This is a genomic window from Pseudomonas sp. CCI1.1 (assembly GCF_034348165.1).
Classification (GTDB): domain Bacteria; phylum Pseudomonadota; class Gammaproteobacteria; order Pseudomonadales; family Pseudomonadaceae; genus Aquipseudomonas; species Aquipseudomonas paracarnis.
Genome location: NZ_CP133780.1, coordinates 45852 through 61477 on the forward strand (window position 1 = coordinate 45852; position 15626 = coordinate 61477).

At 59.1% G+C, this 15626-nt stretch carries 14 protein-coding genes; 7 read left to right on the forward strand and 7 right to left on the reverse strand.

Going from position 1 to position 15626, the window contains the following annotated elements; genetic code table 11:
* Positions 1-7: 7 nt before the first annotated feature.
* Positions 8-1783, reverse strand: a complete 1776-nt coding sequence (gcl, locus tag RHM69_RS00230) for a glyoxylate carboligase (protein ID WP_003189987.1) — start codon at positions 1781-1783, stop codon at positions 8-10.
* A 256-nt stretch (positions 1784-2039) separates the two neighbouring features.
* Here gcl and RHM69_RS00235 point away from each other — a divergent pair, with 256 nt between their 5' ends.
* Positions 2040-2480, forward strand: a complete 441-nt coding sequence (locus RHM69_RS00235; RefSeq protein WP_014717719.1) for a GlcG/HbpS family heme-binding protein — start codon at positions 2040-2042, stop codon at positions 2478-2480.
* A gap of 131 nt (positions 2481-2611) precedes the next feature.
* Here RHM69_RS00235 and RHM69_RS00240 read toward each other — a convergent pair whose 3' ends face one another.
* Both RHM69_RS00240 and RHM69_RS00245 read right to left on the reverse strand, forming a co-directional pair.
* Complete coding sequence (locus RHM69_RS00240; protein WP_102667021.1) at positions 2612-3070, reverse strand: REP-associated tyrosine transposase; 459 nt, start codon at positions 3068-3070, stop codon at positions 2612-2614.
* 203 nt (positions 3071-3273) lie between these two features.
* Positions 3274-3879 (reverse strand): TetR/AcrR family transcriptional regulator, encoded by a 606-nt coding sequence (locus RHM69_RS00245; RefSeq protein ID WP_014717721.1) that lies wholly within the window; start codon positions 3877-3879, stop codon positions 3274-3276.
* Positions 3880-4013: 134 nt separating this feature from the next.
* Between RHM69_RS00245 and RHM69_RS00250 the strand changes: the two genes are divergently transcribed.
* Positions 4014-4934: a DUF808 domain-containing protein gene (locus RHM69_RS00250; RefSeq protein WP_014717722.1), complete on the forward strand. Its 921-nt coding sequence runs from the start codon at positions 4014-4016 to the stop codon at positions 4932-4934.
* A 70-nt stretch (positions 4935-5004) separates the two neighbouring features.
* Here RHM69_RS00250 and RHM69_RS00255 read toward each other — a convergent pair whose 3' ends face one another.
* From RHM69_RS00255 to RHM69_RS00265, 3 genes are all read right to left on the reverse strand, one after another.
* A complete protein-coding gene (locus RHM69_RS00255) occupies positions 5005-5541 on the reverse strand; it encodes a hypothetical protein (RefSeq protein WP_019820397.1) in 537 nt (178 codons plus the stop codon).
* Positions 5542-5750: 209 nt separating this feature from the next.
* Positions 5751-6539, reverse strand: a complete 789-nt coding sequence (locus RHM69_RS00260) for a VacJ family lipoprotein (RefSeq protein WP_014717723.1) — start codon at positions 6537-6539, stop codon at positions 5751-5753.
* Positions 6532-7830 (reverse strand): serine protein kinase PrkA, encoded by a 1299-nt coding sequence (locus RHM69_RS00265; RefSeq protein WP_003189995.1) that lies wholly within the window; start codon positions 7828-7830, stop codon positions 6532-6534. The genes RHM69_RS00260 and RHM69_RS00265 overlap by 8 nt, the downstream gene beginning before the upstream one ends.
* Positions 7831-8063: 233 nt before the next feature.
* On the opposite strand from RHM69_RS00265, the gene RHM69_RS00270 reads away from it, so the two are divergent.
* Positions 8064-8432, forward strand: coding sequence for a hypothetical protein (locus RHM69_RS00270; RefSeq protein WP_014717724.1), 369 nt, complete (start codon positions 8064-8066; stop codon positions 8430-8432).
* Between the two features lie 106 nt (positions 8433-8538).
* Here RHM69_RS00270 and RHM69_RS00275 read toward each other — a convergent pair whose 3' ends face one another.
* Positions 8539-10092 carry a glycosyl hydrolase family 17 protein gene (locus tag RHM69_RS00275; RefSeq protein WP_014717725.1) on the reverse strand — a complete coding sequence of 518 codons (1554 nt, stop codon included), beginning with the start codon at positions 10090-10092 and terminating at the stop codon, positions 8539-8541.
* Positions 10093-10424: 332 nt separating this feature from the next.
* On the opposite strand from RHM69_RS00275, the gene RHM69_RS00280 reads away from it, so the two are divergent.
* The 4 genes from RHM69_RS00280 to ltrA all read left to right on the forward strand — a co-directional run bounded on the left by RHM69_RS00280 (position 10425) and on the right by ltrA (position 15400).
* The gene (locus RHM69_RS00280) at positions 10425-11276 is read left to right on the forward strand and encodes a glycine betaine ABC transporter substrate-binding protein (protein ID WP_003233255.1); all 852 of its coding nucleotides are present in this window, start codon (positions 10425-10427) and stop codon (positions 11274-11276) included.
* Positions 11277-11532: 256 nt separating this feature from the next.
* Positions 11533-11844: a DUF485 domain-containing protein gene (locus RHM69_RS00285; RefSeq protein ID WP_003190001.1), complete on the forward strand. Its 312-nt coding sequence runs from the start codon at positions 11533-11535 to the stop codon at positions 11842-11844.
* Positions 11841-13499: a cation acetate symporter gene (locus RHM69_RS00290; protein ID WP_003190002.1), complete on the forward strand. Its 1659-nt coding sequence runs from the start codon at positions 11841-11843 to the stop codon at positions 13497-13499. The genes RHM69_RS00285 and RHM69_RS00290 overlap by 4 nt, the downstream gene beginning before the upstream one ends.
* 479 nt (positions 13500-13978) lie before the next feature.
* On the forward strand, positions 13979-15400 hold the full coding sequence (ltrA, locus tag RHM69_RS00295; protein ID WP_011805433.1) for a group II intron reverse transcriptase/maturase: 1422 nt from the start codon (positions 13979-13981) through the stop codon (positions 15398-15400).
* The last annotated feature ends 226 nt before the right edge of the window (positions 15401-15626 follow it).

Sequence of the window (15626 nt, forward strand, 5' to 3'; positions counted from 1 at the left end):
GTTCTCCTTAATCGAGCAGGGAAATGGCAGTCGGCGCATCGTTGCCGACCAGGGCCAGATCTTCGAATTCATTGACGGCGTTGATCTCGGTGCCCATGGAAATATTGGTCACCCGTTCCAGAATAATCTCAACGATCACGGGCACCTTGAATTCTTCGATCATCTCTTGGGCGCGGCGCAAGGCAGGTTGGATCTGGCCTGGCTCGAACACACGCAGAGCCTTGCAGCCCAAGCCCTCGGCAACCGCCACATGGTCGACGCCGTAGCCGTTGAGTTCGGGGGCGTTGAGGTTGTCGAAGGACAGCTGCACGCAGTAGTCCATCTCGAACCCACGCTGGGCCTGACGGATCAGGCCCAGGTAAGAGTTGTTCACTACCACATGGATGTACGGCAGCTTGAACTGCGCGCCCACCGCCAGTTCTTCGATCATGAACTGGAAGTCATAGTCGCCCGACAAGGCCACCACTTTGCGGCTCGGGTCGGCCTTGACCACGCCCAGCGCTGCGGGAATGGTCCAGCCCAATGGGCCGGCCTGCCCGCAGTTGATCCAGTGGCGGGGCTTGTACACATGCAAGAATTGCGCGCCGGCAATCTGCGACAGGCCGATGGTGCTGACGTAGCAGGTGTCTTTTCCGAACACCTGGTTCATCTCTTCGTACACGCGTTGCGGCTTGACCGGCACATTGTCGAAGTGAGTCTTGCGGTGCAGGGTGGCCTTGCGCTGTTGGCAGTCATGCAACCAGGCACTGCGGTCCTTGAGCTTGCCGGCGGCTTTCCACTCGCGGGCCACTTCAATGAACATCGTCAGCGCGGAGCCGGCGTCAGAAACGATGCCCAGGTCCGGCGTGAACACGCGGCCAATCTGGGTCGGTTCGATGTCGACGTGAATGAATTTACGGCCCTCGGTGTACACCTCGACCGAACCGGTGTGACGGTTGGCCCAGCGGTTGCCGATGCCCAGCACCACGTCCGACTTGAGCATCGTCGCGTTGCCGTAGCGGTGCGAGGTTTGCAGGCCGACCATGCCCACCATCAGCGGATGGTCGTCCGGGATCGTGCCCCAGCCCATCAGGGTCGGGATCACCGGGATGCCGGTCAGCTCAGCGAACTCCACCAGCAACTCGCTGGCGTCGGCGTTGATCACGCCGCCACCGCTCACCAGCAATGGGCGTTCGGCTGCGTCGAGCAGAGCCAGGGCTTTTTCCACTTGCACACGGGTCGCCAGCGGCTTGGCTAGAGGCAGCGGCTGGTAGGCGTCGATGTCGAATTCGATCTCGGCCATCTGTACGTCGAACGGCAGGTCGATCAACACCGGGCCAGGGCGGCCGGAGCGCATTTCATAAAAGGCCTTCTGGAACGCGTAAGGCACTTGGCCGGGTTCCAGCACCGTGGTTGCCCACTTGGTCACTGGCTTGACGATGCTGGTGATGTCCACGGCCTGGAAGTCTTCCTTGTGCATCCGGGCGCGGGGGGCTTGGCCGGTAATGCACAGGATCGGGATCGAGTCGGCCGAGGCGCTATACAGGCCGGTGACCATGTCGGTACCCGCCGGGCCCGATGTGCCGATGCACACGCCGATATTGCCGGCCTTGGTGCGGGTGTAGCCCTCGGCCATGTGCGAGGCGCCTTCAACGTGGCGAGCAAGGACGTGATCGATGCCACCCACCTTCTGCAAGGCCGAATACAGCGGGTTGATCGCGGCGCCTGGGATACCGAAGGCGGTATCCACACCTTCACGGCGCATCACCAGGACGGCGGCTTCGATTGCTCTCATTTTGCTCATGGTTTTGGTGCCTCTTGCGTTTTGTAATTGTATACAAGTGGTGTCTGTCCAAAGTGTATTCACGGCGAGCGGCGTTGGTCAATGCCTTTCGTAAACTGACCTTTGCGTTCGTCGGAAGCGCTTTTTTCGACGTATGGAGCCTTTGTTGGAAAATATTGTATACAAAAACAAATATCATTGTGTTCTATTTGTATCATCGAGCATCTGATCAAACAGACCTCACCGCGTTACCCATAACAAGATAAGGACGGCACCTATGAGCGCTTTAACCTTGAAACTCGCCACCCAACTGGCCACCCAGGCCCTTACTGCAGGCCGCACCATTTCGGCTGCGCCACTGACCATCGCCGTGCTCGACAGCGGCGGCCATCTGGTCACCCTGCAACGCGAAGACGGCGCCAGCCTGCTACGCCCGCAAATCGCCATCGGCAAAGCCTGGGGCGCCATTGCCCTGGGCAAGGGTTCACGTTTGCTGGCACTGGACGCCCAACAGCGCCCGGCGTTTATCGCGGCGTTGAACAGTCTGGGTCACGGCAGCGTCGTGCCGGCACCGGGTGGGGTGTTGATTCGGGATCAGAGTGGCATGGTGCTCGGCGCAATTGGGATCAGCGGGGACACGTCCGATATTGACGAGCAGTGTGCGATCACGGCGATAGAGGGGGTGGGGTTGATGGCGGATGCGGGGGTGTCGGCTTGAATCGTTCTGACTGTGAGTAAGCTATCGCAGGCAAGCCAGCTCCCACATTGGCGGTGTTCACAAATCCAACTGTGTGAATCCAATCAGTGTGGGAGCTGGCTTGCCTGCGATGCAGTCGACTCGGTCTACAGTCAAACCCAAATAGCATCCCACAGCGGATAGTCGCCAAACTTCTTTACCAGCCCAGCCCTGAGTGGATTAGCTACGATGTAGCGTGCAATCCCCTCAAGGCTTTCCTCTCGACGCACGGCATGATCATGAAAGCCCGGCTGCCAGAGGCGACCTTGGCGGCCAGCCACCGCATTCACAATTCGGGTGCTCTTGGACTTCACTTGTCGCATCAAGTCGGCAAGCGAACCTTTCTCCAGAGCAACAAGCCAATGGAAATGATCAGGCATTACTACCCAGGCCAATGAGGTTGCGAGCCCTTTATATTGAACGATTCTGAATTGGTGTACGACCAGACGGCCAAGTCTGAAGTCGCTGAAGATGGGCTCACGTTCAAGGGTGTTGGTGGTGAGCAGGTAAATGCGGTTGGATTCGTTATAGCGGCCGTTGCGCAGGCGTTTTGAAGCAGGTAGATCAGGCATTCCTTGGCCTCTCTTCAGATGGTGTTCTGAGAGGCTAGACTGAGGGGCGAAGGCTGATCGGCAGGCTTTTAGCAGGATGTGTCTGGATGGGCGCTATCGCGGGCAAGCCCGCTCCCACAGGGGATTATGACCAATTTACATTTTGTGTCCCGCGCAAATCCGTGTGGGAGCTGGCTTGCCTGCGATAGCCTCTGCGCGGTCTATCAATCCGGCTCACACCCCTTGAGCACCAACCGAATGATCGTCTGCGCCGCCGCCTCATAATCGGCCTCATCCAGCTTGGCCTTGCCGGTTACCGCCGAGATCTGCCAGTCGAAATCGGCATAGGTCTGGGTGGCTGCCCAGATGCTGAACATCAGGTGGTTGGGGTCAATTGCTGCGATCAGGCCACGGTCAACCCAGCTCTGGATGCAGTCGATATTGTGCTTGGCCTGGGCATTGAGCTGTTCAACCTGGTCGGTGCTCAGGTGTGGGGCGCCGTGCATGATTTCGCTGGCGAACACCTTGGAGGCAAACGGCAGGTCGCGGGAGATGCGGATTTTGGAGCGGATGTAGTTGCTCAATACTTCCTTGGGCTCGCCTTCGGGGTTGAACGGCGTGGAGGCGGCCAGGATCGGCTCGATAATGCTTTCGAGCACCTCGCGGTAAAGGTTGTCCTTGGATTTGAAGTAGTAATAGACGTTGGGCTTGGGCAGCCCGGCCTTGGCGGCGATGTCGCTGGTTTTGGTCGCGGCGAAGCCCTTGTCGGCAAACTCCTCGCTCGCCGCCCGCAGGATTTTTTCTTTGTTGCGCTCGCGAATGCTGCTCATAAACCAGACGTTTCCTTGCCATGACAGGCGGTTGCGCATGGTAGCACCGGCCATCCGCAAGCCTCAACAATCTGCCCGCAACGCCTTGCGCCGCGCTATGCTCGCGCCATCTCTCTCTAACGGAAGTTCGGTTCATGGCAGGAAGCAGCTTGTTGGTGTTGATCGACGATATCGCGGCGGTACTCGATGACGTCGCGCTGATGACAAAAATGGCCGCCAAGAAGACATCGGGCGTGCTGGGCGATGACCTTGCACTGAACGCCCAGCAGGTCTCCGGCGTGCGGGCCGAGCGGGAAATTCCCGTGGTGTGGGCGGTGGCCAAGGGTTCGTTTATCAACAAGTTGATCCTGGTGCCGACGGCCCTGTTGATCAGCGCCTTTGCTCCGTGGGCGGTGATACCACTGTTGATGCTTGGCGGTGCCTATCTGTGTTTCGAGGGCTTCGAAAAACTCGCGCACAAATTCCTGCACAGCAAGGCTGAAGATCAAGCCGAACACGCACAGTTGGCTGAAGCGGTGGCCGATCCGGCAACCGATCTGGTGGCGTTCGAGAAAGACAAGATCAAGGGTGCCATCCGCACCGACTTCATTCTGTCCGCCGAAATCATTGCCATCACCCTCGGCATTGTCGCCGACGCGCAGCTCACACAGCAGGTGATTGTGCTGTCGGGTATCGCCATTGTCATGACCATCGGCGTATATGGATTGGTGGCTGGTATCGTCAAGCTCGACGACCTGGGGCTGTGGCTGACGCAGAAGCCGGGCCAGGTGGCACGCAGTATAGGCGGCGCGATTCTGAGTGCGGCGCCGTACATGATGAAGAGCTTGTCGGTGATCGGCACGGCGGCGATGTTTATGGTCGGTGGTGGCATTCTCACCCATGGCGTGCCCGTGGTGCACCACTGGATCGAGACGGTGAGCCAAAGCACAGGGGCGCTGGCGTGGCTGATGCCGACGTTGCTGAATGCGGTGGCGGGGATTATTGCCGGTGGGGTGGTTCTGGTATTGCTCACCTTAGTGACCAAGCTCTGGGTTGTTTTAAAATCCAAACCATAACGTGCCCATGCTTTCTCAAAACAAGCAGTGCCAGGCGGCGCTGCTTGTTTTTCAGCTAACAGCGCTTCACTTAATGAAAGACATCGTAACCGTGATCGGCAAAATTCAGTAGAAGCCTTGCCTCGGAACCCTCGGTCGTCAGATGCTCAGTGGTCAGCCTGTTATAGTACAAGCGAGGCAAGGCGCTGCTCATCCCGTTAATCATTTGGTCGCCCACTGTCGAATTGTTTCCTCCTAGGCTATCGATATATTCAAGCACTCGCTCCGCATTCGCGGCGATATCAGCGCGCTCACTGTCGCTGAGGCTGGGATCGTTCCAATTGCCTCCAACCTTATCGTAGAAATCGTCGATCCTGTGTTCTTCAAGCCGCGCTGCATAGGGATTCGTGAATGGATCCAGGTGAGCGGACGTCGGCATTTTATCGGCGGGCAATGGTGTAAGCAGATTGTCGAACAAGGGGTTTTTGGTGATTTCGTCTACGGTCCGATAATCGCCAGCTGCCCGGCCGGTGTTTTCGGTTGGGGCTTGCAGCTTCGGCATACCAAACTGTTGTGCAATGGCGTCTATCGAGCCAGCCGCCAAATTCAAGGTGTTCGGAATGAACATGATGTGTCCTTTTGAAGAAGTTTAATCAGGAATACCTCGGCGGCCTTGGGTGAGCCGCCGGGTCAGTACCTGTGTGTAAACTTTCATTCAAGAGGTTCCACTGTTTTCGCCGTCTGGCGGTGATCAATGGCTCAAAGTGTGACGATAGATGGCGTTTACAGGATTGAGGCCAAGGCCATTGCGATGACCTTGGCTTTGGTCAATGACGTTTACTCGGCAATCTGCAATTTGCGCGATTCCGTATAGATATACCGCACCTTCTCATACTCGAACGGCGAGTTCATCTGGCCGTAGCGGAAGCTGGTCTGGTAGCGCTTGTCCACGGCGCGCAGGGCCCAGACTTCCGGATGGTTGGAGCTGACTTCGGATACGTTGAGGAAGTTGATCTGCGATTCGGCGCTGTAGTCCACCAGCAAGCCGGTGGTGTCACGCAGGTTCGACGGGCCAAAGATCGGCAACACCACATAGGCGCCGCCCGGTACGCCGTAGAAGCCCAGAGTCTGGCCGAAGTCTTCGCTCTGGCGCGGCAGGCCCATGGCGGTAGCCGGGTCCCACAGGCCGGCGATGCCAATGGTGGTATTGACCAGCAGGCGCCCGGTGGTTTCCAGCGAGCGGTGGCCCTTGAGCTGCAACAAGCTGTTCATCAGGTTGGGCACATCGCCCAGATTGTTGAAGAAGTTGCTCACGCCGGTGCGCAGGAAGCTCGGCGTGACGTAGCGGTAACCGTTTACTACCGGCAGGAATACCCACTGGTCGAAGCGATAGTTGAAGTGGTACACGCGGCGGTTCCACGACTCCAGTGGGTCGTAGACGTTAAGCGCGGTGAGCGTGGAGCGTTCGAACTCACGCTGGTCCAAGCCTGGGTTGAACTTGAGCTTGGTCAGCGGCTCCTTGAAGCCGTCGGCATCGACCTTGACGGGTTCTTGGGCCTTGCTGTTGTCGGCATTGGCCACGCCTGCGCACATCAGTGCGGCGAGCAGCAGAAGATATTTAGCCACGGAAGAACTCCAGCATGGCGTCGGCGTTGACGCGGTAATTGAGGTTGCCGCAATGGCCGCCCAGCGGGTAGACGGTCAAGCGATCGCCGAAGGTTTTACGCAGGAAGCCCAGGTCGCCAGGGCCGAGGATTACATCGTCGGCGTTATGCATCACGGCAATTTTCGGGCTGTCGCGCAGGTAGTCCTTGAGGGCGTAGAGGCTGACCTGGTCGATCAGTTGCAGCAGGCTGCCGCCATCGGAACGCGCGCGCCACATCGGGATCACTTGTTCGGTGAGGTAGCAGTCGAAGTCACACTGCAGGGCACGCTTGAGGAACGGCGTGAGGCTGGTGCCTTCGGTGATCGGGTATTTGGGTGGAATGATCAGGCCGCGACGGTTGATCAAGTCGGAAGTGAACGCAATGTCAGCGGCCGAGAAGCGGAACGAGGTGCCGATCAGCATGGCCATCTGTTCATTGCTCAGGTGCTGCTTGGACTGCTGGAAGTCATAGAGCAAGGCATCGTTGAGGTCGATGTAGCCTTTCTGCTGGAAGTAACGCGTCAGTTTGCTCAGCACCAACTCATAGAAGGTGGTGCTGTTGTTGATGCCCTTGACCTCGGTCTGTACCAGCTTGTCGAGGTTGGTGATCGAGGTGTAGAGGTTGACCGGCGGGTTGAGCAGCAGCACTTTCTTGAAGTTGAAGCTACGGCGGGTCTCATCCAGCTTGCTGACAAACGCCGCATCCAGGGCGCCCAGGCTGTAACCGGTGAGGTAGAAATCAGTCACTGGCAACGAGGCGTTCTGCGCGCGTACGGCTTGCATCACGCGGTACATGTCTTCGGCGTCTTCCTGGGTGATGCCCGGGGTGGCGAAGCGCGAAGCGGCGCTGATGAAATCGAAGCTGGTTGGCGAGGAGAGCTGCACCACATGGTAGCCGGCCTGGTAATACAGCTTTTTCAGGTATTCATTGATGCTGCTATCAAAGCGTGCACCGGTGCCGGCGATCAGGAAGATCAAAGGCGCAGCACGGTCCTGCTTGGCAATGCGGTAAGTGAGTTTCTTCACCGCCCAGAAATTGTCCGGCAGGCTGAACTCGCGCTCGGGGCGCATCGTCAGGGTGTAGTCGGACTGGTTGATCTCGTCATCTGTCGGCAGGGTTGGCCGCAGATCGGGAGGCGTGGTGGCGATGGTTGCTTCGAACGGGTTGGTCAAAGGGTAGCCATAGCTGGCTTGGTCGATATCGACGGCCAGTGCTGACGCACTCAAAAATAGGCTGCCCAGCAAGGCAGCACAGCGCAAGGAACGGAGCATGACTTAATCCCTAAGAGGAACGGGCTGAATGAAGTTCGCAGGCTATGACCACCGCCTTGTCACCGAAGTGCCAGCACTCGGCACGAAAAGTCGGAAAAAACGTCGGAATCGGGGTAATAGTAGCGAGACGATACACTTTGCCATGCTTTGTTGAACAGATATCTGTGCGAACACCTTGCTAACGGCCGCCGTGGGATTAAGCTGGGCGCCGTTTTTGCCTATCGGAGTGCCCCATGTCCCGTCGTTTGCCGTTGATTCTGCTGCTTATTGCCTTGCCGTTATGGCTGGCCGCCAGTTATGCCGCACGCTACGGCTTCATGGAAGATGGGCAGTGGGTTGGCATCTGTGCTGATGAGGCCAGTCGCTGGGAATGCCAGGTGCGTTCGAACCTGGGTTTGATGATCCATTTCAAGCTGCTGGGGTGGGCGGCGTTGATCACCTCGGTGCTGGGCTTTTTTGTACCGGGGCGTGCGGGATGGGCGTTGGCGGTGGTGGGCTTGGTGTTCGGGTTGCCGGCGCTGGCGTTGTACAACACGACGTTTGCGGTGTTTGCGGTGGTGATTGCGGGGTTGCGGTTGGTCAGGAAGCCGCGCGGCGCCTGATGTGGCCTCAGCGCAGGCAAGCCAGCTCCCACATTTGACCGTGCTCACAGATAGAAATGTGTGAACCCAATCAACTGTAGGAGCTGGCTTGCCTGCGATAGCGGTGTTACGCCTTGCGCACTCGCAAGCACCGCCACAAAGCCGCAACCATCAGCACGCTGACCACTGCCCAACCCCAGGCCTGCTGGTTCAACAGCCCTTCACGGTACAACTGCGGCGCAACGCCGGCACCGATGATAAAGGCCAGCAACGCAATCTCCCGACGTGGTCCGGTCACCGGGCGTACCAGGTACACCAGGGCCGGCAACACCAGCGCCGCGCTTGGGAAGCTGCGATAGCGCGGGTCAAACACCAGCGCTAGCATCATCACCGCACCGGCAAACCCGGCGATTGCCATCAGCCAGCCCGCGCGTTGCTCCAGCCAGCTGAACCCGCGCTCACGCCAGCCTTCCCGTGCGCTGAGGGCGAGTGCGGCGTGGGCCAGCACCAGCAAGTTCAACATCACCAGCAAGCCTGCCCATACCCATTCATCGCTGAAGCGCGCGGTAACGCGGGTCAGTTCGGCCCAACTGCCGATGGAGCACGCTGCGACGGCCCCTAGCAACGGCAGTATTAATGCAGAGCGAGTGCTGCGAACGCGGCCGCCGAGCACCAGGGTGCCAAGCAGGATGAGCCCGCCGACGCCCAGCCACAGCCGCCAGTAGGGCACATTGGTCACCGGGCCGGCGAGGATACCTTTGTCCTGACGGTCTGCATCGAACAGCCCCCAGTAACCACCCACAGCCCCTTCACTCGCACGTTTCCATGGCTGGTCAAAGGCTTCGATCAGGTTGTAGCGCCAGCCATTGGCTTCGGCCATGGCCACGAAGCCGCGCATGAACCTGGCCTCATTGACCCGGCTGGGCACGGCGGTTTCGCGCTGCCGGCCTTCGCTGGGCCAGCCGGTTTCGCCGATCACGATGTCCTTGGGCGCGAATTTATGGCCGAAGGTCTGGCGCACATCGCCCACGTGCTTGAGCGCCTGGTCGATGCCGGACGGCTCATCTTCCCAATACGGCAACAGGTGAATGGTCAGGAAGTCCACCGCCGGCTCGATTTCCGGGTGTTGCAACCAGAACTCCCAGACATCGGCATAGGTGACGGGCTGCTTGATCTGGCTTTTAACCTGATGGATCAGCGCCACCAGTTGCTTGGCAGTAACTTCCTTGCGCAGCAGGGCTTCGTTGCCGACGATCACCGAGGTCACTACATCCGGGCTAGCGTTGGCCGCCGCGATCAACTCGTTGATCTCTTTTTCGGTCGCCACAGGGTCGCTGCTGACCCAGGCCCCGGCCATCACTTTCAACCCATGCTTGCGCGCCATGTCCGGCAGGGCCTCCAGGCCGGTCATGGAATAGGTGCGAATGCATTCAAAGCGCGTAGCCAGTAGCGCCAGGTCGGCGTCCATGCGCTCGGGGCGCAGCGTGAACGGTTGGTCGAATGGGGACTGGTCTTTGTCGAACGGTGTGTAGGACGCACATTGCAGCTTATGGCTGGCGCTGGCGACGTCTGGCAACACCACGGGCCGGCCGAGGCCGTACCAGTAGCCGACAAGGGCAAGCACGCCGAGGATCAAGGCGAAGAAATAGGGCAGGGCAGGGAAGCGGGCAGTCGCGGGCATGGTCGGCTTATCTGGGGGAGCAAAGGCGCGCATCTTACCCGGATTTGCCGCAGCCCAGTGCGGCTGCATAATTTTGACATGCAAACTTCGGGCGGGATTCTGGCGATAACGCCTACAAAGCGTCCTGCTGGCGATGTGATGTCGTTTCCTGCTCAACCAAGGTCGCTGACAGAGCAGGGCAAATGCCTACGCAGGTTGAAGATAAAACTGTCAGTACTCCACTGATGCCTCAGCAACCGGATCGATGCGCGTGAAGGGGGCGCGGTGCACCCTATAACAATAGTTTGACGTCGCTCGGCATCCGTCGGGCGCAGCACTTTCGGGGAAGTACTATGAAGATGCGACGACTCTTGGGCGCAGCTGCCACTCTGGTAGTTGCGATGGGCTCCACACTGGCCAGTGCCGACAGCAAGACCCTGAGCATCGGCTACGTGGACGGCTGGTCCGACAGCGTGGCCACCACTCATGTGGCGGCAGAGGTGATCAAGCAAAAACTCGGCTACGACGTAAAACTGCAAGCGGTTGCCACCGGGATCATGTGGCAGGGCGTTGCCACTGGCAAACTCGATGCCATGCTCTCCGCCTGGCTGCCGGTGACCCACGGGGAATACTGGACCAAGAACAAGGACAAGGTGGTCGACTACGGCCCCAACTTCAAGGACGCCAAGATCGGCCTGATCGTGCCGGAGTACGTCAAGGCCAAGTCCATCGAAGACCTCAAGACCGACACCACCTTCAAGAACAAGATCGTCGGCATCGACGCCGGTTCAGGCGTAATGCTCAAGACCGACGAAGCCATCAAGCAATATGGCTTGGACTACAAACTGCAAGCCAGCTCGGGTGCGGCGATGATTGCCGAACTGACCCGCGCCGAAGACAAGCAGGAGTCGATTGCGGTCACCGGTTGGGTACCGCACTGGATGTTCGCCAAGTGGAAACTGCGTTTCCTGGACGACCCAAAAGGGATTTATGGTGCTGCTGAAACCGTCAACAGCATCGGCAGCAAGGGCCTGGAGAAGAAAGCGCCGGAAGTCGCAGCCTTCCTGAAGAAATTCCAGTGGGCCTCCAAGGATGAAATCGGTGAAGTCATGCTGGCGATTCAAGAAGGCGCCAAGCCGGACGCCGCGGCCAAGGACTGGGTAGCCAAGCACCCCGAGCGCGTTGCCGAATGGACCGCTAAATAAAAGCCACCGATGCAACCCTGTGGGAGGGGGCTTGCTCCCGAAAGCGGTGTGCCAGTCACAGATTTTTGACTGGCACACCGCTTTCGGGAGCAAGCCCCCTCCCACATTCGTTTTGCACTGACTCAAATCTTCCTGCGCCCCAGCAATCCCTCGCTACACTCGATCTACTACTAAGGTCGTCTGGAACCCATTGCGCAGCCGCATACAGTGGATACGTTCCAAAATAATAAAAAGCTGTGCTGCGAGGATAAAAACAATGAACGACAGCATTTACCTCTCGATTCAAAACAGCCCGCGTTTCAAGGAGCTGGTCAGGAAAAGGGAAAGGTTCGCCTGGATTCTCTCGGCGATCATGCTAGGGCTTTACTCCGCTTTCATCCTGTTGATCGCCTACGGGCCACAAGTGCTGGGGGCCAAGATCAGCCCCGGTTCCTCGATTACCTGGGGCATCCCCCTGGGCGTCGGGCTGATTGTGTCGGCCTTCATTCTCACCGGCATCTACGTGCGTCGGGCCAACGGCGAATTTGACGACCTGAACAATGCGATTCTCAAGGAGGCTGCGCAATGATCCGGCGTCTATTGGCTCTATTCGGTGCTTCGCTGTTGGCTCCGGCCGTTTGGGCGGCGGACGCATTGACCGGTGAAGTGCACAAGCAACCGCTGAACATCTCGGCCATTGTGATGTTCGTCGCGTTTGTCGGCGCCACCCTGTGCATCACTTATTGGGCGTCCAAGCGCAACAAGTCGGCGGCGGACTACTATGCGGCGGGCGGCAAGATCACCGGTTTCCAGAACGGTCTGGCGATTGCCGGTGACTACATGTCGGCGGCGTCCTTCCTGGGGATTTCCGCGCTGGTGTTCACCTCCGGCTATGACGGCTTGATCTACTCGATCGGCTTCCTTGTGGGCTGGCCGATCATTCTGTTCCTGATCGCCGAGCGCTTGCGTAACCTGGGCAAATACACCTTTGCCGACGTGGCGTCCTATCGCCTGGGGCAAACCCAGATCCGCAGCCTGTCGGCGTGTGGCTCGCTGGTGGTGGTGGCGTTCTACCTGATCGCGCAGATGGTCGGCGCGGGCAAGCTGATCCAGCTGCTGTTTGGCCTTGATTACCATGTGGCGGTGATCCTGGTGGGTATCCTGATGTGCATGTACGTGCTGTTCGGCGGCATGTTGGCGACCACCTGGGTGCAGATCATCAAGGCGGTGCTGTTGCTGTCCGGTGCCTCGTTCATGGCGCTGATGGTGATGAAGCACGTCAACTTCGATTTCAACATGCTGTTCTCCGAGGCGATCAAGGTTCACCCCAAAGGTGAGGCGATCATGAGCCCCGGCGGCCTGGTGAAAGACCCGATCTCGGCATTCTCCCTGGGCCTGGCACTGATGTTCGGTACCGCTGGCCTGCCGCACATCCTGATGCGCTTTTTCACGGTAAGCGACGCCAAGGAAGCGCGTAAGAGCGTGCTGTACGCAACCGGCTTCATCGGCTACTTCTATATCCTGACCTTTATCATCGGCTTCGGCGCGATCCTTTTGGTCAGCACCAACCCGGCGTTCAAGGATGCCGCGGGCGCCTTGCTCGGCGGTAACAACATGGCGGCGGTGCACCTGGCCAACGCGGTGGGTGGCAGTATCTTCCTGGGCTTCATCTCGGCCGTGGCGTTTGCCACCATCCTGGCGGTGGTTGCCGGCTTGACCCTGGCGGGTGCTTCGGCGGTGTCCCATGACCTGTATGCCAGCGTGATCAAGAAGGGCAAGGCCAACGAGAAAGATGAGATTCGCGTGTCGAAGATCACTACCGTAGCCTTGGGTGTATTGGCCATCGGCCTGGGTATCCTGTTCGAAAGCCAGAACATCGCGTTCATGGTCGGCCTGGCGTTCTCCATCGCCGCCAGCTGTAACTTCCCGGTGCTGCTGCTTTCCATGTACTGGAAAAACCTCACCACCCGTGGTGCCATGATTGGCGGCTGGCTGGGCTTGATCAGCGCCGTGGGCCTGATGATCCTCGGTCCGACCATCTGGGTGTCGATCCTGCACCATGAAAAGGCGATCTTCCCGTACGAGTACCCGGCGCTGTTCTCGATGATCATCGCGTTCGTCGGCATCTGGTTCTTCTCCATCACCGACAAGTCGGCGGCGGCGGAGAAAGAGCGTGCGCTGTACTTCCCACAGTTTGTGCGTTCGCAGACTGGCCTGGGGGCGAGTGGGGCGGTTAATCACTAAGTCGTCAGCTGCATAAGAGATACCCCGGTCGCAACGCCGGGGTATTTTTTTGGTGCGCCAGGCATGGCGCGTTGCGCGCAAGCGCAACCAGCTTGGCTGTGGTGGCCACGCTGGTGACTGGGAGGTGAAAGTCCTCTACACACCCGGCAAGGGGAAGTGTTAGCCAGAGGCAAGGGTGTCGCGGGTGACTGCGAATCTGAAGGAAGCCCGAGGCAAAATGCTGGCCTGACGAACAGGAAGCGGATAGAGGCGGCGCAGCGGGGTAAGAAGGCCAAAATCTTCAAAGCCCAATACTTGCACGGAACGCTGTGACGTAGATCCGACAGGCATAAGCAGGAAGGTCGCGCGAATTACCCTGGGAGATCTGCACGTTTGCCAGTGTGCTACCGAGCGTCGAGAGGCGATGGGATGAGCGTGCAGAAGTCAGCCGAAGCCGTAGTAAGTGGCGAATAACCGCGCCACCAAGGGCCGAACAGGTTATGCCGCCAGTAGGCGTCAGAGTCTCGTTGAATACCGAAATGCAGAAATTTCTCCAAGAGAAGACTGTGACTCCGAGTCCCGGACAGAATCCGAGGATGACGGCTGACAGCGCAAAGGTATCGACGGCATCTGTGACGTGGACGAACGCGGAGCCGGACACGCTGATGGCGCGGGTGCTTGCACCGGCCAACCTCAGACGTGCGTATCAGCGCGTGGTCAGCAACAAGGGCGCGCCGGGTGCCGATGGCATGACGGTCGACGACTTGGCGGACTACGTGAATCAGTATTGGCCGATCCTCCAGAGGAGGTTGCTGGCCGGCGAATACCACCCGCAAGGTGTACGCGCCGTCGACATCCCCAAACCCAAAGGCGGCACCCGACAACTGGGCATTCCCTGCGTCGTGGATCGCCTGATCCAACAGGCACTGCTGCAACAGCTCACGCCGATCTTCGACCCGCTGTTTTCGGATTACAGCTACGGCTTCCGTCCGGGCAGAAGCGCCCACCAAGCCATCGAGACAGCCCGCGCCCATGTGGCGGCAGGGCATCGCTGGTGCGTGGAACTCGATCTTGAGAAATTCTTTGACCGGGTCAACCACGATCTCCTGATGGCGTACGTGGCGCGCCAAATCGTAGATAAACGCGTGCTCAGACTGATCCGGCGGTACCTCCAAGCCGGTGAGATGTCGGGTGGGATCGCCAGCCGACGGCAGGAAGGGACGCCGCAAGGCGGCCCGCTCTCGCCGTTGCTGTCGAACATCCTGCTCAACGAACTCGACCGCGAGCTGGAACGGCGGGGTCATCGCTTCGTGCGTTATGCCGACGATGCGAACATCTATGTGCGCAGCCCTCGTGCTGGCGAACGAGTGATGGCCAGTGTTGAGCGCTTCCTGAATCAGCGCCTGAAACTAACGCTGAATCGGGATAAGAGCCGAGTAGCCGGGTCTTGGATGTGTGATTACTTGGGTTACGGGATGAGCTGGCATCAGCAACCGAGACTGAGAGTGGCGACGATGAGCCTGGGTCGCTTGCGCGACCGGCTCAGAGAGCTGCTACGTAAAGCGCGGGGCCACAAGGTGGCGACTGTCATCGAGCGGATAAACCCCGTGCTGCGCGGATGGGCGGGCTACTTCAAGCTGAGCCAGAGCAGACGGCCACTTGAGGAATTGGACGGCTGGGTGCGTCACAAGCTTCGCTGTATCGTCTGGCGTCAATGGAAGCGGCCCTCTACGAGGGCGCGCAACTTGATACGCTTGGGACTTAATGCGGCGCGGGCGTGGAAATCGGCAGTCAATGGCCGAGGCCCATGGTGGAACTCGGGAGCGCCCCATATGAATCAGGCGTTGCCGAAGAAGCTGTGGGACCGCCTCGGGCTGGTCTCGATACTGGATACGATAAACCGACTTAACCGTATAACCTGAACCGCCGTATACGGAACCGTACGTACGGTGGTGTGAGAGGACGGCGGATGTGAATCCGCCTCCTACTCGATCCTGGGCTGGCCTCATCGCGGGCAAGCCCGGCTCCCACACTGGGTCGTGTCCTTTTGTTGGAATGCGGTCCAATGTGGGAGCTGGCTTGCCTGCGATGACGGTAGATCAGGCCACACCAACAAAAACGGCCTCCACTAAGGGAGGCCGTTCTCAA

What these genes read in the sequence shown, in the direction of transcription:
- RHM69_RS00265 (WP_003189995.1), bottom strand. Translation starts at nt 7,830, where the DNA reads ATGCTCCGTTCCTTGCGCTGTGCTGCCTTGCTGGGCAGCCTATTTTTG.
- ltrA (WP_011805433.1), top strand. Translation starts at nt 13,979, where the DNA reads ATGCCGCCAGTAGGCGTCAGAGTCTCGTTGAATACCGAAATGCAGAAA.
- RHM69_RS00285 (WP_003190001.1), top strand. Translation starts at nt 11,533, where the DNA reads ATGAACGACAGCATTTACCTCTCGATTCAAAACAGCCCGCGTTTCAAG.
- RHM69_RS00290 (WP_003190002.1), top strand. Translation starts at nt 11,841, where the DNA reads ATGATCCGGCGTCTATTGGCTCTATTCGGTGCTTCGCTGTTGGCTCCG.
- RHM69_RS00240 (WP_102667021.1), bottom strand. Translation starts at nt 3,070, where the DNA reads ATGCCTGATCTACCTGCTTCAAAACGCCTGCGCAACGGCCGCTATAAC.
- RHM69_RS00245 (WP_014717721.1), bottom strand. Translation starts at nt 3,879, where the DNA reads ATGAGCAGCATTCGCGAGCGCAACAAAGAAAAAATCCTGCGGGCGGCG.
- gcl (WP_003189987.1), bottom strand. Translation starts at nt 1,783, where the DNA reads ATGAGCAAAATGAGAGCAATCGAAGCCGCCGTCCTGGTGATGCGCCGT.
- RHM69_RS00280 (WP_003233255.1), top strand. Translation starts at nt 10,425, where the DNA reads ATGAAGATGCGACGACTCTTGGGCGCAGCTGCCACTCTGGTAGTTGCG.
- RHM69_RS00270 (WP_014717724.1), top strand. Translation starts at nt 8,064, where the DNA reads ATGTCCCGTCGTTTGCCGTTGATTCTGCTGCTTATTGCCTTGCCGTTA.
- RHM69_RS00235 (WP_014717719.1), top strand. Translation starts at nt 2,040, where the DNA reads ATGAGCGCTTTAACCTTGAAACTCGCCACCCAACTGGCCACCCAGGCC.
- RHM69_RS00255 (WP_019820397.1), bottom strand. Translation starts at nt 5,541, where the DNA reads ATGTTCATTCCGAACACCTTGAATTTGGCGGCTGGCTCGATAGACGCC.
- RHM69_RS00250 (WP_014717722.1), top strand. Translation starts at nt 4,014, where the DNA reads ATGGCAGGAAGCAGCTTGTTGGTGTTGATCGACGATATCGCGGCGGTA.
- RHM69_RS00275 (WP_014717725.1), bottom strand. Translation starts at nt 10,092, where the DNA reads ATGCCCGCGACTGCCCGCTTCCCTGCCCTGCCCTATTTCTTCGCCTTG.